This is a genomic window from Mesorhizobium sp. NPDC059054, from assembly GCF_042739215.1.
GTDB lineage: Bacteria > Pseudomonadota > Alphaproteobacteria > Rhizobiales > Rhizobiaceae > Mesorhizobium.
Genome location: NZ_JBHYHV010000008.1, coordinates 33,846 through 55,340, shown reverse-complemented (window position 1 = coordinate 55,340; position 21,495 = coordinate 33,846). Strand labels below are relative to the sequence as shown.

Here is a 21,495-nt window from a genome sequence, read left to right as displayed (position 1 = left end):
ATGGAACGCATAATCCTCGACGTCGATTCCGCCGGCGACGATATTCTTGCCGTGCTCTTCGCCGCCGCAAATCCCGACGTGAAACTTGAGGCGGTGACGACCGTTACCGGTGCTGCCGGTCCCATCGAGCAGGTCACCAATGTGGTGCTCAACACGCTCTCGCTCGCGGGTCGTGACGATGTTCCTGTTCATGCGGGTGCCTGGCGGCCGATCGTCGGTCATTCAAAGGCCGACATGGAAGCGCCGGTGCATTTCGAAAAGACGCTCACGGCACGCTTCGGCGACCGGCTGAAGAAGTTCAACCCGCCTGCGCCGAAGCCAAAGCGCGCTGCAACACCCGGCCACGCCGTCGATTTCATCATCAAGACCGTGATGGCAAACCCCGGCGAGATCACGCTTGTCACCACCGGCCCGTTGACCAACGCTGCCATGGCGTTGCTGCAGGAGCCACGACTTGCGCAGGCGCTCAAGCGCCTCCTGGTGCTTGGTGGTACCTTCACGACGCCCGGCAACATCACGCCGGTAACCGAATACAACATCTGGGCCGATCCCGAGGCATCGCGCATCGTGCTCAACGCCGAGGTCGACAAGATCCTGGTGCCGCTCGACATTTGCGAGGACAACCGTGTCGCCACCTCCATGCTGACGCGCGACGACATCGCTGACATGCAGGCGACCGCAAAGGACAATCCCGTCCTCGACATGATCGCCGACGTGTTCCCGATCTACATCGATATCTGGCGCGAGTTCTTCGGGCTTGTCGGCTTCCCGCTCGATGACGTCATCACCGTCGCATTGGCTTTCGACCCAGGCCTTGCCACGCTCACCGATCCACTCTTCGTGGACGTCCTGATCGACGGGCACGTCTCGCGCGGCCAGACAGTCGCCTATCGCGGCTTCCAGATCCTGCCCGGTGGCGGCCCCAAGACCACGCGCATCGGCACCGATCTCGACGGACGCCGCTTCCTCGAAATGTTCAAGAAAACCATCGCGCGCTACGAGCGGGCGGCCTGATGAGTGCAATGATGAAGCCCACCCCTATTCTTTTCGACTGCGATCCCGGCCACGACGATGCCATCGCGCTGGTCATGGCGCACCGCTCGCCGGCCATCGAACTGCTCGGCGTCACCACCACCTGCGGCAATGCCGAACTGGAGAAGACGACGACCAACGCCCTGCGCATCCTGGAATATATCGGGGCCGGCGACGTGCCGGTCGCGGCCGGCTGCCATCGCCCGCTGGCGCGTCCCCTGGTGCTGGGAACCGCGGACGGCCCAAGCGGCCTCGAAGGTTCGCCCTACCTGCCGCAGGCGACCATCAAGCCGGTAGACCAGCATGCGGTCGACTTCCTGGCCGACAAGCTGATGGCTTCGCCAGAACCGTTGCTTGTCGTGGCGACAGGCCCTCTCTGCAACATCGGCCTGATGATCCTCAAGCACCCCCATGTGTTGCCCAAGATCAAGGAATTGATCTGGATGGGAGGCGTGTTCTACCGCAAGAGCGAGATCATAACGCCGACGGAATTCAACGCCTTCTGCGATCCGGAGGCGCTGAAGATCGTGCTCGATTCCGGTGTCCCGATCACCATGGTCGGCCTTGACGTCACCATGCAGGTGCTGATCGAAGAGCCGCAATATGCCGAGCTTGCCACCATCGATACGCCGCTGGGAAAACTCGTCAACGACTGGCTGCTGTTCTACGAGAAGCTGCATCGCAACTCGATGGGCGTCGGCGGCGCCATGCATGATCCGCTGGCATTGGCGCTGGCGATCGATCCGACCCTGGTCAAGACGCGCCCTGCTCACATTGCGGTGGATCTTCAGGGTAGCCACACATTCGGAGCGACTGTCGCCGACTTCTGGAGTGAGCGTGGCGAGAAGGACAATGCGCGCATTGCCTACGAAGTCGACGCCGACCGCTTTTTCAAGCTGATGTTCGACCTGCTGAGGGACTAGCAACTGCAAAAGGTGAGCGCTGAGCGCTCACCTTTTCAATTTTGGCTGCCATGCTCGACTGCGGCCACGCAGAGGCTGAGCACTATATCGCTCGGTCAGCCATGCGCGACGCTGCTAGTGCATTTTGTAGCCAAGTGGGATCACTTGGCGTTACAAAAATGCGGCGAAAACAAAACTTAGAGCGTTTCCGCGTTTCCGTGAAAAACGGAAACGCTTTAGTGCCGAACCATGCCCGCGTCGACGTTGATCGTCTGGCCGGTTATCCAGCGCGCATCGTCCGAGGCAAGGAACGACACGACGTCGGCGATATGCTCGGGCTGACCCTTGCCTTTCATGGCCTGCAGCATCTCGACGAAACCGAACGCCTCGTTGTGCGGGCTCGCCTTGACGCCGTCGCTTTCGATCAGGCCCGGCGTCACCGCATTGGCGGTGATGTTGTATTTGCCGAGCTCCGTCGCCAGCGCGCGGGTGAAACCGATGACGCCGCCCTTGGCCGCGACATAGGCCGCCATATTGGGCGTGCCGGCGAAGAAGGTGTTGGAGGCGATGCTGATCACGCGCCCGGCCTTGTCTGCCGCCCGCATCTGGTCGGTCGCCGCGCGGCTGACGATGAAGGTACCGGTCAGGTTGACGTCGATGATCTTGCGCCAGTGGTCGAGGTCGACATCGTCCCAGGCGATGAAGGGCACGATGCTGGCGTTGTTGACCAGGATGTCAATGCCGCCGGACAGCGCCTGGATTTCGGCAAACAGCGCCTTCACCGATGCCGGATCTGAGATGTCGGCGGCGATCGCCTTTGCCTTTCCGCCGATCGCGGCGGCGGCGGCCTTAGCGCCCTCGGCGTTGATGTCGCTGACGACAACAGTCGCGCCGTCAGCGGCCAGACGCGCCGCGATGGCCTTGCCGATGCCTTGTGCGGCACCCGTCACCAGGGCCGTCTTTCCCGCAAGCCGTTCAGTCATGAAATTTCTCCCTTATGCCCATTCTTGTGGTCTGTGTTCAGGCGTCGGCGTCGATGACGGCCAGCGCCGCGTCGATGCCTTTGCCGATTGCCAGCTTCTGGCCGGCCGCGTTCATGGCGCCGCCGAGTGCCGTCAGCGCCGCGATGGCGTAGATCGGCTGCGCGGTCGGGCCCATGTGGCCGACGCGCGTCAGCCGGCCCAGCGTTTCGCCGCGCCCCGACGAGAACACCACGCCGTAGCGGGCACGCGCTGCCTGTCGCAGCGCCTTCTCGTCGATGCCTTCAGGCGTGCGCACGGCTGTGGTGGTCGGCGACGCGATCGCCTCGCTAGCCGCCCAGATCGACAGGCCCATCGCGGCGACGCCGGCACGCATGGCCTTTGCCGTCAGCGCATGGCGCGCCCACACCGCTTCCGGTCCCTCGTCGAGATAGAGGTCGAGTGCAGCATCAAGACCGTTGATCTCGGCGACCGACGGCGTGAACGGAAACGGCTGCTCGCACGACCAGGCGTTCTCCCAGTCGACGATGCTCAGCATCGAGGCACGCGGTGCCGCCTGGTTGGCCTTCATCTTTGCCCAGCCGCGCTTGCTGACGCCCATCAGCGTCAGGCCGGGAGGCGCTCCCAGGCACTTGTTCGGGCCGGTGACATAGATGTCGGCCTTGCAGTCTTCCGGATGCGTCTTCATGCCGCCGAAGGACGAAACGGCATCGACGATCAGATAGGCGCCATGCGCCGACACCAGCGCACCGATGGCATCGATCGGGTTGATGGTGCCCGAAGGCGTGTCGTGATGGCAGACCGACACGACGGTGATCTCCGGATGCTTTTTCAGCATGCCGGCAACCGCCTGCGGGTCGATCGCCTCGTTGTAGGGCACTTCGATCTCGAGCAGGTTGGGCGAATAGCGTTTCGCCCAATAGCCGAAGCCCTTGCCGTAGACGCCGGAGGCAAGGTTCAGCACCACGTCGTCGGGCGTGATCAGCGACGCTGCCGCTGCTTCCAGGCCGAGGACCGGCTCGCCGTGCAGGATGACCGGCTTGTTCGACAGCCGCATCGCCTTCTGCGCCTTGCCGACCACTTTCTCGTAGAAGAGCTGGAACGCCGGGTCGTAGTCGTAGAGCACCGTGCGGCCAAGGCCGCGCAGCACCTTTGCATAAGCGTCCACCGGCCCCGCGGTCAGCGTGATCACCGGATCGGCATGTTCGAGATAGCGCATTGTCTTGTCTCCGGATTGGGGCAATTCCAGCAAAAGTGCGCAGCGGTTTTGCGTCCGGAATTGCGTAAAACAAAAGTTAGAGCGTTTCCGCGTTTCCGCGAAAAACGGAAACGCTCTGATGGCGCTCAGCCGTAGAACTGCGTGCCGGTCCTGTAGGTTTTGAAGTTGTCCATGTCGTGCGAGTACATCAGCTCCGCACCATGGTCCTGCGCCAGCTTCTGCACCTTGCGCATCGAATTGACGCCGGCGACCGGGTCGATGTGGAAGGCTGCCTGGCACAGCGTCTCCAGGCTCTTCTGGGTGTAGGCGGCGTCGATCGTGAACATGATCGGCTTGCGCTTGGGAAACTCAACGAGAAGGCTGTAGTGGCCGATCGAATGGCCGGGCGTCGAGATCAGCTTGACGCCCTTGGCGAGTTCGACGTCGCCGTCGATCCCTTCGAAGGTCGAGTTGGCGCGCGTAGTGCCTTCCAGGAGTTGCGCGGTGGCGCCGCGTGCTTCCGCCGCTTCCGCCGAGAAGCTCAGGTCCGAATAGCCGAGATGTTCGAAGGGCTGCGGATTGCAGGCCTGCGGCACCTCCGTGCGGTGACAGATCTTCTTGGCATGCGGGAAATATTTATTGCCGCCGCAATGGTCGAAATGGAAATGCGAATTGACGACGACGTCGATGTCCTTCGGCTCCAGCCCAAGCAGCGCCAGCGCGCCCGGAATGGTCTGGTGCTTTTCCTGGATCGGCTTTTCGAATGGCAGCACCTTCATGACGTGGTCGTAGTCAAAGCCTGTGTCGATAAGGAAGCGGCCCTCGGCATGTTCGATCAGGATCGAATAGACCGGAAAGCGGACTTCGCCGCCCGGGCCGCGGTTCCAGAACACATGATAACCGTCGAGGACGAGCGAGCCGCCGTCGAGCAGGTAGACCTTGGTATCCGACATTCTTGCCTCCTGTGTTGGCGCGGCTCCCATCCGCGCATCCGTTGTCGTCAGCGCGCGCCGCGCTCATAGGGAATTCCGAGTGCCGCCGGCAGGCTCGCCCGCCGCCCGAACAGTACCAGCATGATCATCACCGCCAGGAACGGCAGCATCTGGATGACGTCGGTCGGTATGTTGATGCCCGCCACCTGCATGGCCGTTGTCAGCGACAGGCAAACGCCGAATAAAAGGGCGCCGAACAGCACCCAGACCGGCCGGCCGCGCGCCAGCATGGCCAGCACGATGCCGAGGAAGCCGGCGCCGTTGGTGATGAAGGGGATGAACAGGCCTGCCCCGACATTGGCGAGATAGGCGCCGCCGAGCCCTGCCAGCGCGCCGGTCGACAGCACGGCGATGGTGCGCGTCCTGATGACGTCGATGCCGGCGACATCGAGTGCGGCCGGCTTGTCGCCTGCAGCCTGCAGGTTGAGGCCGAGTTGTGTGCGGCGGTAGAGGTAGCCCATGGCAAACACCAGGGCGACGGCCAGGTAGACGATCAGGTGATGTTTGAAAAAGGCCGGCCCGATCACCGGAATGTCCGCCAACGTCGGAATTACGGTGGGATTCGGAGCCGGCAAACGAGGATAGCTGCGCGAGAACTGGAAGTGATGCAGCAGCGCCGTCAGGCCTTCCAGGCCGAGCGTCAACGCAATGCCGATGACGATCTGGTTCAGGCCGATACGCACGCACAAGAGCGCCATGACCAGCGCCACCGCCACGCCACCGGCGGCACCGGTGAGGAAACCCAGCCACAGCGAACCGGAATAGAAGGCGCCGACGAAGCCGAGATAGGCGCCGGCCAGCATCATGCCTTCGATGCCGATGTTGAGCACGCCTGCCTTTTCCGACATCTGCTCGCCAAGCCCCGCGAGCAGCAGCGGGATAGCCGCGGTGACCGCGCCGAACAGCAGCGCGCTGAGAAAGACTTCGCTGAACAGCCCGGTCATGCGTCAGGCCTTTCTCGACTGGTTGTAGCGGTGGTCGACATATTCGGCGAGCGCGAGCACGATCAGCACGATCGAGACCAGCACCAGCGTGAAATGATTGGGAACGCCGAGTCGCCGCGCCGCGCTTTCGCCGCCGATCGACAGCACCGAAAGCAGGAACACGAAGCCGATGGCCGCAAAACCGTTCATGCGGGCGAGGAACACCGCCGGGATGACCGCCAGCCCGTAGGCGGGGTTCCAGTCGGCGCGGACATTGCCTTGCACGCCGATGATGTCGACAGCGCCGGCAAGCCCCGCCAGCCCGGCTGAAATGGCGAAGACGGCGATGGTCAGGCCAGGTACGCCGAGCCCGGCGTGAACCGCTGCCCGCGGATTTGCGCCGACGACCCTCAGCTTCAGTCCGAAAGCCGTCCGCGTCATCACCAGATGCACGATGACGATCGCAGCCAGGCCGAACAGCAGGCCGCTGGTGATGGTGGTGTCGAACAGGCGCGGCAGCCGGTCCTCCACCGGCAGGGTGCGGGTCTGCGGCACGGTCGTGCCGGGGTCGCGGAACAAAAGCTTGACCAGCACATTGGCGAGCGAGGTGCCGAGGAACGTCATCATCAGCGTGGTGATGATCTCGTTGACGCCTTGATAGGCGCGCAGCAGTGCCGGCACCAGGGACCAGGCCATCGCGACGAGCGTGGCGACGACGAAGGCGCAGAACAGTGCCAGCCAGGCCGGCATGACCTCGACGAAGAACGGCGCGCTGGCCGCTGCCGTCACCGCCCCAAGCAGGAACTGGCCGTCGCCGCCGAGGTTCCACATGCCGGCGCGAAAGGCCACGATCAGGCCGGCGGCAAGGAACAGGAGCGGCGCCATGCGGGTCAGCGTCTGCTGGATGCCGAGCGGCGAGAACAGGCCCTTCTCCAGTACATAGCCGTAATAGGCGAGCGGATCGACGCCGACGGCGAGCAGGATGCAGCCGGCAATGACGAGGGCGACAAGGATCGGGCCAAGCGTCATCAAGAGCCGGCGCAGCACGTCGCGGCGCGTGCCGACGCTGCTGGTGGCATCGAGTGCGGTGGCGCCGGCGGTGGGGGCAGTGTCGATGCTCATGCGGCTAGTCCGATCATCAGGCGGCCGACCCGGGTGCGGGCATCGTCGGCATTGTCGACGGTGCCGACCAGCGACCCGTTGGCCATGACGGCGATGCGGTTGCACATGCTGAGCAGCTCCTCGAGGTCGGTCGAGATCAGCAGCACCGCGAGGCCGCGTTGGGCAGCGTCACGAATGCGCTGGCGCGAGGCCAGCGTGTTGGCGAGATCGAGCCCATAGGTAGGCTTGTTGAAGATCACCACCTTCGCGCCCTCGGCCAGTTCGCGCGCCAGAAGCACCTTCTGGATGTTGCCGCCCGAAAGCCGCGCGACGGGCGTCTTCAGGCTCGGCGTGCGCACGTCGTATTCACGCGCCAGCTCACCAGCGCGCCTGTCGATCTCGGCGCGCTGCTCGACGCCATTGCGCCAGAACGGCGCCGCGCCGACCTGCTTGAGGAAGAAGTTGATCGAGACCGGGAAAGTACCGACCGTGCCCTCGCCCAACCTGTCGTCGGTCAGGTAGCGAAGGCCACGCCGGCTGCGCTCTCCGACGCTCAGCGTCTCGATGGCAGTTCCCTCCAGCCGCACCGAACCGCCGGTCGCCGTGCGCTGACCGGCCAGTGCCTCCGCCAGCTGCTTCTGGCCGTTGCCGTCGATGCCGGCGATGCCGAGGATCTCGCCCGGACGGATGTCGAAGGAGATCGACGACAGGCCGGGCGCATTGTCGGTCGAAGCCACCTCCAGATCGGCAACCTGAAGCAGCGGAGCGGCCTCAGTGTGGACCGAGGCAACGGAACGATCGGCCGCTTCCGGGTCGTCCTTCTGCTTGCCGAACATCAGTTCCACGATTTCGGAGATGATCTCCTGTTCGCCGAGCGCACGAAAACGCTCCGGCGGGATCTCGCCGACCTTGCGGCCGAGCTTCAGCACCGAGATGCGGTCGCCGAAGGCGGCGGCCTCTTTGAGCTTGTGGGTGATGAAGACGATCGCCAGTCCCTGTTCGACGAGGCGGCGCATCAGCGCGCCAAGCTCCTCGATGCCTTGCGGCGTCAGCATCGAGGTGGATTCGTCGAGGATCAGCAGCCTGCTGTTGCGCACCATGGCGCGCACGATCTCGACCTGCTGCTGTTCGCCGAGCGAAAGCTCCGAAACCCTGGCATTGAGCTTGACCACGATGCCGAGGCTCCTGCTGATCTCGGCGACACGCGCCTCGAGCTCCTCGGTCCTGGGGCGTTGCCACCAGGGGCCACCAAGCAGCAGGTTCTCCGCCACGGTCAGTGTCGGCACCAGCATCATGTGCTGGAACACCGTGCCGATGCCGAGCGCCAGCGCCTGGCGCGGCGAGGTGATCGGCGTCGGCTTGCCGTCGACCAGGATGCGTCCTTCATCGGGCTGCTGCAGGCCGGACAGCATGCCGATCAGCGTGGATTTGCCCGCCCCGTTCTCGCCGAGCAGCACATGCACTTCGCCCGGACGGATCGACAGGTCGATGCTGTCATTGGCGACGATACCCGGAAAGCGTTTGGTCACGCCTTCGAGTGCGACGATGTCGCCGACGGGCGACGGAGTGGTATTACTCATCTAAGCCCAGCCCTGAAAAAGGGGAATCGTCCGAAGGGGCGATCCGATCGCCCCTTCGGCAACTGACTTCTCGCCGCCTTACTTGGCGACGCTTGTCATCAGCGCCCTGACGGCGGCGGCGTCATAGACCGGCTCGACCTTGATCTTGCCGGAGATGACGTCCTCGCGCACGGCCTGGATCTCGGACCAGACGTTGTCCGGGATCGCGGCGGTCTTCAGCAGTTTCACGGAATCGTCCTTGAGGCCGATCGTGTAGTGCTTGGTGCCGAACGTGTCGGCCTTGAGGTCGGCGATCATCGCGGCGTAGACCGGCTCGATGTTCCATACCACCGACGACAGCAGGAAGCCCTTGTCGATCGGCGACTTGTCACCGATGACGTCGATGAAATAGACCTTGCCGCCATCGGCGGCCTTGGTCGTCTCAACCGCCTGCAGCATGCCGAAGCTCGAACCGTTGCCCTGGCCGAAGATGATGTCGGCGCCCGAGGCGATCACGCTTTCGGCGACACGCTTGCCACCAGCCGCATCGCTGTAGGCGGCGGGCCCGATCACCGCATAGGTGATCTTAACGTCGGCGTTCTCCGCCTTCACGCCCTGCGCGAAGGCAGCCGATTGCGAGTTCCAGGACGGCGGCTCGCCGGAGACCACGATGCCGACCGACTTCGAGCGCGACATCTTGGCAGCGAGACGGCCGGCGAGGTAAGCGCCCTCGTGGCCGCTCAGCGTGTAGTCGGCGACGAGGCCTTTCTCCAGCCCGGCCGGCGTATCCACGATCGCCACCGGAACCTTCGTTTCCTTGGCGATCTCGGGCGCCGAGGTGTTGTAGCCGCTGGCGTGTGCGATCAGCAGGCTGGCACCGTCGGAGGCGAGTTCCCGCAGCGTGGGACGAACGTCGCCATAGCCGAGCCCCTGGGCCACGACCACTTCGACGCCGGCGGCTTTGCCTGCCGCCTTGGCGGCATCGATGCCCTGCTGGTTCCAGCCATAATCCGTGCCCTCTTCGGGCGTCAGAATGGCGATCGACTTGACTTCGCCAGCGAGAGCGCCACCCATCAAGACGCTTCCCAGTATAACTGCACTTACGCTGCTTTTCAGAAGCTTTAACATGTTACCCTCTTTTTGCTGTCTTCCCATGGATATTGTTATTGTCATTACGAAGAAGAGAGATAGACTTTCGGAATAAATTGTATCCGGAGCCTATTCGAAGTGAAGATCCGTTATGTCCTCCCGTTAGCGCTGGCGTTCATATCCTCTGCCAACGCGGTTGAGTTGCACCATGTCACCGTCCGCACCGGCACCGATGGGCTCGCCATGGTGCCGTTGACGATCTCGAATTCCGGCAAGGACGGCCTGTCCTGCAATGCCGACTTCGCCCACTGGTATTCGGCCGGGATTGCGACGGTCGAACCGGGCAAGAGTGCCCGTGTCGAACTCTGGTTCGACGCCGAGACCGGCGCCTTCACCATCCTCAACGACAAGCACGAAAACCTGCCGGTCGAGCGCCTGTGGTGTGGTCTGTCGGGCCGCGCATATGCGACCCGCGTGCAGATCACGCTCGACCGTGCCGATGCGCAGAAGGGCACGCGCGCCGTGTCCTGCGGCATGGAGCAGGACGGCCTGATCTGCCGGTAGGCGCTCATCGAGCCGTGCCCCTCAAGCATCGCGCCTATTCCTTCGCCAGGAATTTGTCGGTGAAGATATCGTCCGCCGACAGCGCCGCCTTGAGCACGCCCTGATCGCTGAGCGTCTTCAGCGTCTCTTCCCATTGCGTCTTGCTCATCCAGCCGAGGCCGTGTTCCTTGGTTTCGGGGCTGGTGAAGGTCGAGGCGATGTCGGCGTTGATCTGCGCCAGCAGCACGTCCTTCTTGTCGGCATAGCCGGGTGCGGCCTTGGCCGTGATCTCGGCGGCCTCTTCCGGATGGGCGACGACATAGTCGAAGGCTTCGCGGTAGGCCTTGACGAAGCGGCGCACGACATCGGGCTTGTCCTTGATCATCTTCTCCGAGGTGAACAGGCCGGAGCCGTAAGCCTTCCAGCCATGGTCCGCGCCCATCATGATGCTGAGCGAACCCGGCCCGCCTGCCTTGGCTTCCAGTTCGGGCACCTCCGCATCGACATAGCCGACCACCGTCTGGACCCGTCCGAGCAGCAGGTAGCTCTCATAGGGCGGCGATACGCTGTTCAGCGTCATGTCCTTCTCGGTCAGGCCGTTGGCGGCCAGGAACCCCCTGAAGAAGATGTAGGTCGATCCTGCCGGGTGGATGCCGATGGTCAGCCCCTTGAGATCCTCCGGCTTGGTGAGCTTCAACGTCTTGGCCAGCGAAAGGATCGCCAGCGGCGAGCGCTGGTTGACGGCGGCGAGCGCCACGACCGGGACCTTCTGCGACCGCGCGACGGCGAGCGTGGGAAGATCGCCGAAGCCGAAATCCGCGTTCTCATTACCCACCAGCCGCATGGCGTCCGGCGAACCCGAACCCTTGCGGATTTCGGCCAGGTCGATGTCGTTCTTGGCGAAGAAACCCTTTTCCTTGGCCACGAAGAACATGGCGTGGTTGCCGCGCACCACCCAGTCGAGCTGGACGTTGACCGTGTCGGCGGCCAGCGCTGCACCGGAGAAGCCAAGCGCGCCGGCAAACGCCGCAAGCGTGGCTGCCTTGATAAGTGAGCGTCTCAGCATTGTTCGATCCTTCCCTGTCGTTGACTGCCCAAAGCCTTAGGCATGGCTGAATTTCGGTGCCCACGGCACCACGATGCGTTCGAGGATCTCGGCCGCGTAGTAGAAGGCGATGCCGAGCACGGAGACGAGCAGCAGCGCCGCGAAGACCAGTGCGGTGTCGAGCTGGGTCGAGGCGAACTGGATGACGTAGCCCAGTCCGTCCGAGGCGCCGGCGAATTCACCGACGATGGCGCCGATGACGCTCAGCGTCGCGGCGATCTTGGTTCCCGCCATCAGGTTCGGCAGCGAGTGCGGAACCCGGATCCTGAACAGGATCTGCGTGCGGCTGGCGCCGACCGAATTCATCAGCGACAGCAGCGAGCGGTCCACCGATTGCATGCCTGCCAGCATCGACAGCGTCACCGGGAAGAAGGCGATGACCAGGATAAGCCCGATCTTCGGGGCCAGCCCATAGCCGAACCAGAGGATGAAGATCGGCGCCAGTGCCACCTTCGGCACGTTCTGGAACAGCACCACCAGCGGATAGAGCGCCCGGCCCAGCCAGTCGAAACGCACGATGACCAGCGCGATGGCAACGCCGACCACGACCGAGACGACGAAGCCGAGCAGGATCTCCGCGGCGGTGACCAGCGTGGCCTGCATCAGCGTTCCCCATTGCGCGACCAGCGACCGCCCGATCTCCGACGGAGCGGGGATGATGAAGGATGATATGGCGAAGATCCGCACGATCGCTTCCCAGGCCACGATCGTGCCCAGCAGGAGGATGACTGCCGGCAGCCAGCTGCTCGTCGCGGCGGCAAAACTGGAGGCCAACCGAGGTTCGGACGTGATGGGTTGATCGCTCATGACGCGTCTCCCGGTTGATGGCTGGCGCGCAGCATGGTGCGCAACTGCACGACCAGCCGGACGAATTCCGGATCTTCCGTTACCGCCAGGTCGCGCGGATAAGGCAAACCGATGTCGATGCTGCCGGTGATGCGTCCGGGCTTGATGCCCAGCGCGTGGACATGGCGCGACAGGTGGATGGCTTCGTCGATCGAATGGGTAACGAGCACGATCGTCTTGCCGGTGCGCTGCCATATCTCCAGCAGCGACTGACCCATCGAGTCGCGGGTGATGGCGTCGAGCGCACCGAAGGGCTCATCCATCAAAAGCACCGCCGGATCGAGTGCCAGGGCGCGGGCGATGGCCACCCGTTGCCGCATGCCACCGGACAATTCGTTGGGCCGCTTGTGGGCGGCATCGCCAAGCCCCACCAGCTCCAGCATTTCCTGTCCGCGTGCCCGAAGCTCGGCGCGCGAAAGCGACTTGTCGGCGATGGAAAGCAGCATGGAGGCGTTGTCGACGGCATTCTTCCATGGCAGCAGGTTGGCATCCTGGAAGACGACGCCGATCATGCGCTTGCGCGCCGCCTCGACCGGCGAAAGCCCGCCGATCGATACGCTGCCGCTTGTCGGCTCGACCAGCCCGGCCAGCACCTTGAGCAAGGTGCTCTTGCCGCAGCCGGAGGGCCCGATCAGCGAGACGAAGGATCCCTTCGGCACCGAAAGGTCGATGTTCTGGAGCACCAGTTGCCGGGCATAGACCACCGAGACGCCTTTGACGGAGATGAGGTCGTCATGGCGGATGTGGGCAGGCTTGCCGCCGTCTGCCCGGATCGTATCAATGCGCATGGCTTGTACCTCCGTACGTTCCGATCCAGCCGTTTGTTTGCATGGTGCAATCCATCGGCTACTCCCGGCCTTCCAGGATGCGTCGCACCGCGACGAGCTTGCGTGCCCGCTCGGCCTGCAGCGCCTTTATCTGCTCGGGTGTGTAGGAGAACATGCCTTCGCCCGACTTGATGCCGAGCTTCGCGGCGCCGGTCTTCTCCAGCACCATCGGTGCGACATCGCCACGATTGGAAAGGTCGGCGTTCAGGAAGGACGAGACGGACTTGTAGATGTCGAGGCCCGCCATATCGAGCAGCGCCATCGGACCGACGACGGCGATCTTGTAGCCGATGCCCCAGGACACGCAGGTGTCGAGGTCTTCCGGCTCGATGACACCGCGCTCGACGAGATCGACCGCCTCGCGCAGCAGTGCATAAAGCACGCGGTTCTCGACAAAACCCGGGACGTCCTTCTTCACCACAACCGGCAACAGGCCGATCGAACGGATGAGCTCACGAATGGTCGCCACGGTCTGCGGCGCGGTCTTCTCGCCGCCGATCACCTCGATCATCGGAATGATGTGCGGCGGGTTCGACCAGTGCATGCCCACCATGCGCTCTGGGTGCGAGATATGTGCCTGCAGCTGCGTGATCGGGATGCCCGACGTGTCCGACGCCACGATCGTGTCCGACGCGATCAGGCCATCGATGGCGCGATAGACCTCGGCCTTGATCGCGATGTTTTCGGGAACGTTCTCGATGACGAGGTCGGCACCGGATACCGCATCGGCGATATCGTTGGTGAAGCGCACGCTTCCGGCACCTGCCGCCGGTGCCGCAATGCCGAGCGCGTCGAGAACGCCCTCGGCCGTTTCCATCATGGCGCGTGCACGTTCGATGGCGGCCGGGGCGACATCATAGGCGGTCACCTGCAGCCCGCCCCTGGCGAGCCTTGCGGCCATGCCCGGCCCCATCGTGCCCAGACCGATGATGGCGATACGTTGGATCATCACGCTGCCCTGCTTTCCGTTGCTGCTCTCGATGCCGCGATGAGGTCGGCGGCCTTCTCGGCGATCATGATCACCGCCGCATTGATGTTGCCGCAGACAAGGTCGGGCATGACAGAAGCATCCACCACGCGCAGGCCGTCGACGCCGCGGAGGCGCAGTTCCGGGTCGACAACCGATGTCGCATCGACACCCATCCGGCAGGTACCGGCCGGATGATGTACGGTGATGGAGGTCTTGCGGATGTGCTCGTCGATCTCGTCATCGCTCTGGCATTTCGGGCCGGGAAAGAACTCGGCCTCGATGAAGGGCTGCATGGAGGGTTGAGCCGCGAGGTTCCTTGCCACCCGGAAACCGGCGCGCAGCGATTCCCAGTCCTTCGGCGAGGCGAGGAAGTTCTGATGAATCAACGGCGCGGCCGAAGGATCGGCCGAGGCCAGTTTCACGGCCCCCCGGCTTTCCGGTTGCGTCGCCACGATCCGCGTCGCGAAGCCATCGGCGAAAGGTGCCTTGAACGGCTTGAAATATGGCCATGCGGCAAGCGGGGCCGCGGTGAACAGCAACTGCACATCCGGCAGCGGCCGCTCGGGGCCGCTTTTCAGGAATGCCACGACACCACCGGGCACATCGCCCGAGAAACCGCTTCCCGTCAGATAGGTCTTGAGGAAATCGAAGCCGATCCGGTCGGCGCGCATTTTGTGCAGGAACGGGCCCGGGGTCCTGCGCCGGTACATCAGGATGACCGAAACATGATCCTGCAGGTTCTTGCCGACCGAAGGCAGGTCGACCCGCGTCTGGATGCCGTGTGCAGCCAGTTCGTCCGGGGCGCCGATGCCGGACAGCATCAGCAACTGCGGCGTGTTGATCACGCCGCCCGAGAGCAGGACCTCCCCGCGGGCGATGACCGTCCGTTCGGTGCCACGATGCCTTATCGTCACCCCTTTGGCGCGCGTGCCTTCCAGCACGATCTTCGTCGCCATCGCTTCGGTCAGCACTGTCAGGTTGGGCCGCTTCAGGGCCGGCCGCAGATAGGCGGACGCAGCCGAGCTGCGCCGCCCTTTGGCGATCGTCATCTGCAGGCGGCCGAAACCCTCCTGCTGCTCGCCGTTGTAGTCGCTGGTCTGCGCATAGCCGGCCTGCACGCTGGCCTGCGCAAAGGCTTCGATCAGCGTGTCCTTGTAGCGGCAGAACTGCGTGCTGAGCGGGCCGCTGCCGCCCCGGAAGCGGCTGCCGCCCTTTTCCCAGCTTTCCTGTTTCTGGAAATAAGGCAGGACCTTCTCATACGACCAGTCGCTCAGTCCGCTGGCGGCCCAACGATCATAGTCTCCGCGGTTGCCCCGGACATAGGCCATGGCATTGGTCGAGGACGACCCGCCGATGACCTTGCCGCGCGCGCACTCGACACGGCGTCCGCCGACATTGTCTTCCGGTTCGCAGAAATACATCCAGTCATGGCGCCGCTCGGTCAGGATCTTGCCCCATCCGAGCGGGATGTGGATCATCGGGTCACGATCCCAGCCGCCGGCTTCGAGCAGCAGCACCGAACATCGCGGATCGGCACTCAGCCGGTTGGCGAGCACGCAACCGGCCGATCCGGCCCCAACGATGATGTAGTCGTAGCTTTCTGCGTGCGGCATGGTTCTACTGCTTTCGCCTGACGCTCTGGCCCCGGAGAATTTCAGGATCGGGGCCCGCTACCTGGCGGAGACCGAACTCCTTCCAGGGAATGTTCAAAGACCTGCTGGCGCTAGACCAGGCCCTTTTCCTTGAGACGTTGCGACCAGTGATCCCATCCCCGGTCGATCTGTTTGCCGACAAGCGCGCCTGCCGTCTTCACCTCGCCGGGCGTCAGGTACTTGACCTTGCCGATCTGGAGTCCGGTCGTGAGCGCCTTTGCTTCCTGCTCGAGATAGAAAGCACGGAACACGACCTCGCGGACAGAACTGCCGACGTTCACCACGCCATGGCGTGCCATGAGGACCACTGTCTGGTCGCCAAGGCTTTCGGCAATGTCCGCGCAGACGTCGTGGCCGCCACCGAAGAGATCGGTCTCGTCACCCTGCTTGTCGCGGATCTCATACACAGGCACAGCCTCGCCCATGAATGCCCCCATATGCGTGACCGGGCGCAGCGGCGTGTCGGTAAAGCAATAGGGGAGCACGGCCGGCGAATGGCTGTGGAGCACGCACTGAACGTCCGGCCGCGCCTTGTAGATTTCGCTATGAATGTAGCGCTCCAGGTAGGACGGCCGATTGTCGGACGTTTCGCCGTCGAGATTGAAACGCAGGATGTCGCCGGTCGTTATCAGGCTCGGCGCGAGCTTCTGGGCGAGGAAGAAGCTTTGGGGATCCTCCGGGTCACGGGCACTGATGTGCCCGAACGTATCCAGGATGCCTTCGTTCAGCAGGATCTTGGTCGCCGTGACCAGTTCCTGGAAGACCTTCTGGCGCGTGGCGTTGCTGTCTGTCATTCTCGAATTCTCCCATTACACAGCGACCGCGATCGTTCTTGTCATTGTTGTTTTCGATCGCCGGGGTCGCGCTGTTCACCTGTTTTCGTAGATGCCGACGATCCGGTTCTGCTCGATGATGTTGCCGGCATATTTCTGCAGGAACTCCTCCCGGTTGGGCGTCCCTTCGACCTTGGTGTCGAGGGCGTACACCCAGAAATAGTAGTGATGTTCGCCATGGCCAGCGGGCGGCTGCGGTCCGTAGTACTGCATGTGGCCGGCGCCGTTGGGGCCGACGCGGAACTTTTCCTGCGCGTCGGAAAGATCGGTGGTCGACGGATCGATGCCATAGACGACCCAGTGGGTGAAGCCATTGGCCAGCGGCGCATCCGGATCGTGGCAGATGACCGCGAGTTCTTTCGCGCCTGCCGGGACGCCGCTGACGGTCAGCCTGGGCAACACGTTGCCCTTGTCGCCGGCATGCTCGTCGCGCAGCCTGCCGAGCGGATGGAAATCCGCCGAGGTGATCTTCAGGTCCTTGATGTTCAGGGGCATGCAATGTGTCCTTGTTCGGTAGAACTGGAGCAATTCCAGGAAAAGCGTGCAGCGGTTTTCCGTTCGAAATTGCGTGAAAACGCTCTAGACGGTGGCCTCGAGGTCGGCGACGGTTTTGCCGCCGACACGCTGATGCACGCGTGGCCCCGATGCGACGGCGACGCAGATCAGAAGCTCGTCCGGTCGCGGGCCATCCGGCACGGAGAAGGTGACGGCGTCGTAATGGGAACGGATGTAGAGCTCGTCCTTGTGAGCGAGCGGGATGTCGATGGCCGTGCCGGCGGCGGCAACCTTGCTGACCGACGAAATCCAGGCCCTGCCACCGCCCACCTGCTCACGCAGTGGATCTCCGAACAGCGTGGTGATGCAGGCTACGACATGTTCCTGTTCGCCGGCCGTTCCGGCGATGCCGCCCTTGCCATAGCTGTTGACCGGCCGGTCGCCGAGCAGCGCCGCCGCCCGTTCACCGAGCGCATGGCCAATGGCCGCGCTGGGATTCACGATGTCGGACAGGTCGGCAACAAATTTGCCGGCAAAAGGATTGCGAATGACGACGCCCACCGCGACCTTGATGAGCGTGTCGCCGGGTTCCCCGCCGTCATGCCGGATCTCATGGACAGTCGAATACCAGCCTCGCACGTCGTAGTTTTTTTCAACTTCCAATGAATGGTCCATTCTAATCTCCCGAGGAGAGCACAGCTTCTGCCGCACCAATTGATCTGTTGGGCCGGGTCGAAATCATTGCGGCCATGAGAAGACGCGGCGCAGCGGGTCGTAACGCGCTGCTTCCAGGGCTGCCGGCGTGAACATGTTCCCGTTCGAGAGCGAGCGGTTGGCCGCGTACTCACCGGACAGCGCCTGGCAGCGATCGGTGATCGGGCGAATGCGCTTCTCCCATGTGACGAGCGCATCTTCGACCGAAGAACCGGCTTCCATGTCCTGCGACAGGCTGAAGGAATTGACCATCGCGCAACCGGCGCCCTGGGCAAGAGCCGGACACATCGCATGGGCGGCATCACCGACAAGGGCGACCTTGCCTCTCGTCCAGCTATCCAGCTTGGTCGTCTCGTATTTGTCGTAGCGGGCGGTCTTCAGCTTCGCCGCCTCGATCAGGCACGGCTCCAGGAAGGGGAACATCTCGACCCACACTTCGAGGTCGATCGGTACTGCCGATCCGCGCGGATCGGCGGCTGGAGCCATCAGGCCGAGATAGAGCTCATTCTCGTTGCAGGGCGAATAGAGGATGCGCTGGACGCGCGGCCAGAAGTTCCACATGTCGATGGTGTTGTCCCACTCGCCATGGCCGAGTTCCTTCTTCATGCGCGGGACGATCAACCGGATGAGGCCGTCCTTCGATATCCAGCGATCCTGCTTGAAGCCGATGGAGTCCCTGACCTTGGAACCGACGCCGTCGGCGCCGACGATCAGGTCGGCTTCGAGGACCTCACCGGTCTGGAGGGTCAGACGGCCGGCCGGGTCGGCGGCGACCGCCTCTGAATTGGCACGAATGTCGACACCGACCGCGCGGGCGCGGTTGACCAGCGCGTCATGCAGATGGCTCCGGGTCATGATGCGCCAAGGCAGCCCGTTGAACGTCTCCTTGGAGACGGACTTGTTGTGCATCCACGTCTCGTAGGTCGGCGGCGTGTGCGAGCCCTGGAGAACCTCATCGAGCGCGCCCAGTCCTTCGAGGACGCGGAGACCATTGTGCCAGAGATAGATGCCTGCACCGAAGGCCCTGAGCTCGGAGCTCTTTTCGTGCAGCCTGACATCCCAGCCGTTCTGCCGCAGAGCAATGGCAGCCGTCAGGCCGGCGAAGCCGCCGCCGGCGACCTCGGCACGGCGCGTCTTGCCTGGAGTGTTGTTTACATTGGGCATTGCCTTATCCGCTATTTCTGTTCGAGATGAAGATACGGGTCGTCCGGTGCATCCAAACGGCTCGTTACGGCTTCCAGATGATATCGTTGAGGTCGACAGCGTCCGTGAGGATGCCTTCCTTCTTGGCGGCGTCGATCCAGAACTGAATGGACTCCGGCGGCGCATCCTTCTTCCACTCGCCAATATTCATCTTCGACACGACTGACGCGGGTATCTTGGTGTTGGCCGCAATCGTTTCGCGCACGATCGCCGGATCCTGGAAATCATCGATCGCGCGATTGATGGCTCGTACGAACCGCTTCACGATTTCGGGATTCTCCTGGACATAGGGCAACATGGCCGTGACGCCGGACAGAACGATCGGCGATTTCACATCGGTGAAATAATGGCCGATGACGTGTGCGCCCTCTGCTTCACCCAGTGTGACGAACGGTTCGGTTGCGCCGACTGCCGCAATCGTCTTGCTGCGAAGCGCGGCCAGCATGTCTGGAAACGGGATTTCCTTGAAGGTGATGCTGTCGACATCAACCTTCTGCTGGCGCAGCCACTCGCGCATCATGGTCCAGTCGGTGTTGTAGCTCAGATTTGTCGCGACATCCTTGCCAGCCAGATCTGCACCCGACTTGATATTCGGATCCATCGTCAGCACTGCGTGGACGGGATTGTCGGCCGTCTGCTGGAAATTGAACGAGACATAGGTGACGGGGATTCCGCCGTTGCGCGCGTTCAGGACACCCAGAGCATCCGAGATGCCAAATTCGAGGCTGCCCGACTGGAGAGCCGGAATGATCTGACCGCCGCCCGCCATCGGGACCAATTCGATCTCGATGTTCTCCTCTTTGAAATAGCCGGCGTCGCGGGCGCGCCAAAAATAGCTGTAGACGCCGATGGGCAGGTAACCGACGCGAAGCTTGGTCATCTCCTGCGCAAATGCCGGCGATTGGGCAGATATCGCGGCAAGACCAATCGTGGCTGCCAACGCAAAGACAGTAGATCTGACAAATCCCACCTTCGTAGCCCCCTGTATCAGTTGTTGTTCGACTTGGCCTGAGCCCGGATCAGCGTGTAAACCTGATGCCTGAGCTGCAAGAAGTCCGGCGTCTCTTTCGTCGCGAGTTGATCCCTCGGATATGGAAGGTCGACTGTAATCTCCTCGACCACTCGCGCTGGACGGGTTGAGAGAACGACGATGCGGTCGGACATGTAGACTGCTTCTTCGACGTCGTGCGTGACGAGCAGCGTTGAAAGGTTCATCCGGCGCGAAAGGTCGATGACAAGGTCCTGCAGATCGATTCTGGTTTGAGCGTCGACGGATGCGAACGGCTCATCGAGAAGCAGCAGTTCCGGGCGCACGACAATGGATCGCGCCAGCGAGCACCGTTGCTGCATCCCGCCGGAAAGCTGCCACGGATAGAGATCAATCGCGTGCGTTAGATTAACCGCCTGAACTGCAGCCTGAACGCGTTCATCCCTCTCCCGTGAACCGATATGGTGCAGGCCGAAAGCCACGTTTTGACGAACAGTCAGCCAGGGGAACAGCGCGCGGCTGTAGTCCTGGAAGACGATCGAGAGCCAACTGGGCGGTTCGGCAAATGTATTTCCCTTGTGTCGGACCGAACCCGAGTTGGGCTGCATCAAGGAGGCGATGCATCTGAGCAGGGTTGATTTTCCGCATCCGGATGGGCCGACTATGGATAGGAATTCGCCGGGCCTCTGTTCGAATTTCAGGCCATCAAGGACGGGGGCCGATCCATAGCTCTTGGAAATACTCTCGACAGCGAGGATCGAGGGCACCGCGACGTCCTCCGAAGATGACCGGAACGCACGATCAGATCGCATCGGCAGCTCCTCGCCATCCCTTGTACCAGGCCAGGAAGCGCCCCTCGATCGCCAGCATGCACGCGGTCAGGACGAAGCCAATCGCGCCCAGCAACAATACGCCTGCGTACACGTTCGCGGTCTGGAACAGCCTCTGGCTGCGCAGAATGAAGTGGCCAAGACCATCGTTGGCGGCGATCAATTCCGAAATCACCATCATCACGAGCGCAATGCTGAGAGCGATCCGGATGCCGGCAAATATCGCAGGCAGCACCGCCGGCGGGATTACCCTGAAGATGCGCTGAGGGACCGTCAGTCCGTTGACTCTGGCGACATCAATCAGAACCTGATCGACACGGCGGGCTCCATCCATGGCGGCGAGGATGACCGGGAATATCGATCCGAAGGCGATGACAAAGATACGCATTCCATCGGTGGCGCCGAAAAGCAGCAGCGCAGCGGGAAGAATGGCAACCGTTGGCAGGAAGCGCAGATATTCAAGGATGGGGCGAACCCACTCATTCAGGCCGCGCAGATAGCCAAGCGTCAAGCCTATGAAGCTTCCCAGGAGGACGGCGATGCCGAACCCGATCGCAAATCTGTAGAGACTGGGCAGCACAGCCGAAAACAACAGATTGCCGTGAAAGAAATTCAGGAAGCTCGCGAGAACGGTCTGCAGCTTCGGCAGGTAAGGGGCCGGCCACAATGTCGCCGAGACCTGCCAGGCAGCGAGAAGCATGCCTATCAGGCAT

The 21,495-nt window shown here is 62.9% G+C and carries 22 protein-coding genes; 3 read left to right on the top strand and 19 right to left on the bottom strand.

Annotation, left to right across the window (positions count from 1 at the left end; genetic code table 11):
* Positions 1-1,014 carry a nucleoside hydrolase gene (locus ACFWXH_RS28570; RefSeq protein WP_379124824.1) on the top strand — a complete coding sequence of 338 codons (1,014 nt, stop codon included), beginning with the start codon at positions 1-3 and terminating at the stop codon, positions 1,012-1,014.
* Complete coding sequence (locus tag ACFWXH_RS28565) at positions 1,014-1,955, top strand: nucleoside hydrolase (protein ID WP_379124823.1); 942 nt, start codon at positions 1,014-1,016, stop codon at positions 1,953-1,955. The genes ACFWXH_RS28570 and ACFWXH_RS28565 overlap by 1 nt, the downstream gene beginning before the upstream one ends.
* A gap of 215 nt (positions 1,956-2,170) precedes the next feature.
* Here ACFWXH_RS28565 and ACFWXH_RS28560 read toward each other — a convergent pair whose 3' ends face one another.
* The 7 genes from ACFWXH_RS28560 to ACFWXH_RS28530 all read right to left on the bottom strand — a co-directional run bounded on the left by ACFWXH_RS28560 (position 2,171) and on the right by ACFWXH_RS28530 (position 9,761).
* Positions 2,171-2,917, bottom strand: a complete 747-nt coding sequence (locus ACFWXH_RS28560; RefSeq protein WP_379124822.1) for an SDR family NAD(P)-dependent oxidoreductase — start codon at positions 2,915-2,917, stop codon at positions 2,171-2,173.
* Between the two features lie 37 nt (positions 2,918-2,954).
* On the bottom strand, positions 2,955-4,133 hold the full coding sequence (gene ppaT / locus ACFWXH_RS28555) for a pyridoxamine--pyruvate transaminase (protein WP_379124821.1): 1,179 nt from the start codon (positions 4,131-4,133) through the stop codon (positions 2,955-2,957).
* A gap of 125 nt (positions 4,134-4,258) precedes the next feature.
* Entirely contained in the window at positions 4,259-5,065 is an 807-nt protein-coding gene (locus ACFWXH_RS28550; RefSeq protein ID WP_379124820.1) for a 4-pyridoxolactonase, read from the bottom strand.
* A gap of 47 nt (positions 5,066-5,112) precedes the next feature.
* Positions 5,113-6,048: an ABC transporter permease gene (locus ACFWXH_RS28545; RefSeq protein WP_326895324.1), complete on the bottom strand. Its 936-nt coding sequence runs from the start codon at positions 6,046-6,048 to the stop codon at positions 5,113-5,115.
* Positions 6,049-6,051: 3 nt separating this feature from the next.
* The gene (locus tag ACFWXH_RS28540) at positions 6,052-7,149 is read right to left on the bottom strand and encodes an ABC transporter permease (RefSeq protein WP_379124819.1); all 1,098 of its coding nucleotides are present in this window, start codon (positions 7,147-7,149) and stop codon (positions 6,052-6,054) included.
* A complete protein-coding gene (locus tag ACFWXH_RS28535) occupies positions 7,146-8,708 on the bottom strand; it encodes an ABC transporter ATP-binding protein (protein ID WP_379124818.1) in 1,563 nt (520 codons plus the stop codon). Before ACFWXH_RS28535 ends, ACFWXH_RS28540 begins: the two co-directional genes overlap by 4 nt.
* Positions 8,709-8,786: 78 nt before the next feature.
* Complete coding sequence (locus tag ACFWXH_RS28530) at positions 8,787-9,761, bottom strand: BMP family protein (RefSeq protein WP_244483537.1); 975 nt, start codon at positions 9,759-9,761, stop codon at positions 8,787-8,789.
* Between the two features lie 153 nt (positions 9,762-9,914).
* Here ACFWXH_RS28530 and ACFWXH_RS28525 point away from each other — a divergent pair, with 153 nt between their 5' ends.
* Complete coding sequence (locus ACFWXH_RS28525; RefSeq protein WP_379124816.1) at positions 9,915-10,340, top strand: hypothetical protein; 426 nt, start codon at positions 9,915-9,917, stop codon at positions 10,338-10,340.
* Between the two features lie 34 nt (positions 10,341-10,374).
* Here the strand turns inward: ACFWXH_RS28525 and ACFWXH_RS28520 are convergent, their stop codons facing one another.
* From ACFWXH_RS28520 to ACFWXH_RS28465, 12 genes are all read right to left on the bottom strand, one after another.
* Positions 10,375-11,385, bottom strand: a complete 1,011-nt coding sequence (locus ACFWXH_RS28520) for an ABC transporter substrate-binding protein (RefSeq protein WP_379124814.1) — start codon at positions 11,383-11,385, stop codon at positions 10,375-10,377.
* A 36-nt stretch (positions 11,386-11,421) separates the two neighbouring features.
* Positions 11,422-12,231 (bottom strand): ABC transporter permease, encoded by an 810-nt coding sequence (locus tag ACFWXH_RS28515; RefSeq protein ID WP_054313445.1) that lies wholly within the window; start codon positions 12,229-12,231, stop codon positions 11,422-11,424.
* On the bottom strand, positions 12,228-13,058 hold the full coding sequence (locus ACFWXH_RS28510; RefSeq protein ID WP_054313444.1) for an ABC transporter ATP-binding protein: 831 nt from the start codon (positions 13,056-13,058) through the stop codon (positions 12,228-12,230). The genes ACFWXH_RS28515 and ACFWXH_RS28510 overlap by 4 nt, the downstream gene beginning before the upstream one ends.
* A gap of 58 nt (positions 13,059-13,116) precedes the next feature.
* Positions 13,117-14,046, bottom strand: a complete 930-nt coding sequence (fhmpcd1, locus tag ACFWXH_RS28505) for a 5-formyl-3-hydroxy-2-methylpyridine 4-carboxylate 5-dehydrogenase (RefSeq protein ID WP_379124813.1) — start codon at positions 14,044-14,046, stop codon at positions 13,117-13,119.
* The gene (locus tag ACFWXH_RS28500; protein WP_379124812.1) at positions 14,046-15,680 is read right to left on the bottom strand and encodes a GMC family oxidoreductase; all 1,635 of its coding nucleotides are present in this window, start codon (positions 15,678-15,680) and stop codon (positions 14,046-14,048) included. Before ACFWXH_RS28500 ends, fhmpcd1 begins: the two co-directional genes overlap by 1 nt.
* 110 nt (positions 15,681-15,790) lie before the next feature.
* The gene (locus ACFWXH_RS28495) at positions 15,791-16,513 is read right to left on the bottom strand and encodes a class II aldolase/adducin family protein (RefSeq protein WP_129411165.1); all 723 of its coding nucleotides are present in this window, start codon (positions 16,511-16,513) and stop codon (positions 15,791-15,793) included.
* Positions 16,514-16,588: 75 nt separating this feature from the next.
* Positions 16,589-17,047 carry a YbhB/YbcL family Raf kinase inhibitor-like protein gene (locus tag ACFWXH_RS28490; RefSeq protein WP_129411166.1) on the bottom strand — a complete coding sequence of 153 codons (459 nt, stop codon included), beginning with the start codon at positions 17,045-17,047 and terminating at the stop codon, positions 16,589-16,591.
* Between the two features lie 84 nt (positions 17,048-17,131).
* Positions 17,132-17,722, bottom strand: a complete 591-nt coding sequence (locus ACFWXH_RS28485; RefSeq protein WP_379124811.1) for an amino acid synthesis family protein — start codon at positions 17,720-17,722, stop codon at positions 17,132-17,134.
* Positions 17,723-17,785: 63 nt separating this feature from the next.
* Positions 17,786-18,925, bottom strand: a complete 1,140-nt coding sequence (locus ACFWXH_RS28480; RefSeq protein ID WP_379124810.1) for an FAD-dependent oxidoreductase — start codon at positions 18,923-18,925, stop codon at positions 17,786-17,788.
* Between the two features lie 64 nt (positions 18,926-18,989).
* On the bottom strand, positions 18,990-19,844 hold the full coding sequence (locus ACFWXH_RS28475) for an ABC transporter substrate-binding protein (protein WP_379124809.1): 855 nt from the start codon (positions 19,842-19,844) through the stop codon (positions 18,990-18,992).
* Positions 19,845-19,951: 107 nt separating this feature from the next.
* Positions 19,952-20,719: an ABC transporter ATP-binding protein gene (locus tag ACFWXH_RS28470; protein WP_379124807.1), complete on the bottom strand. Its 768-nt coding sequence runs from the start codon at positions 20,717-20,719 to the stop codon at positions 19,952-19,954.
* A 34-nt stretch (positions 20,720-20,753) separates the two neighbouring features.
* Positions 20,754-21,482 carry an ABC transporter permease gene (locus ACFWXH_RS28465; RefSeq protein ID WP_379124805.1) on the bottom strand — a complete coding sequence of 243 codons (729 nt, stop codon included), beginning with the start codon at positions 21,480-21,482 and terminating at the stop codon, positions 20,754-20,756.
* Between the last annotated feature and the right edge of the window lie 13 nt (positions 21,483-21,495).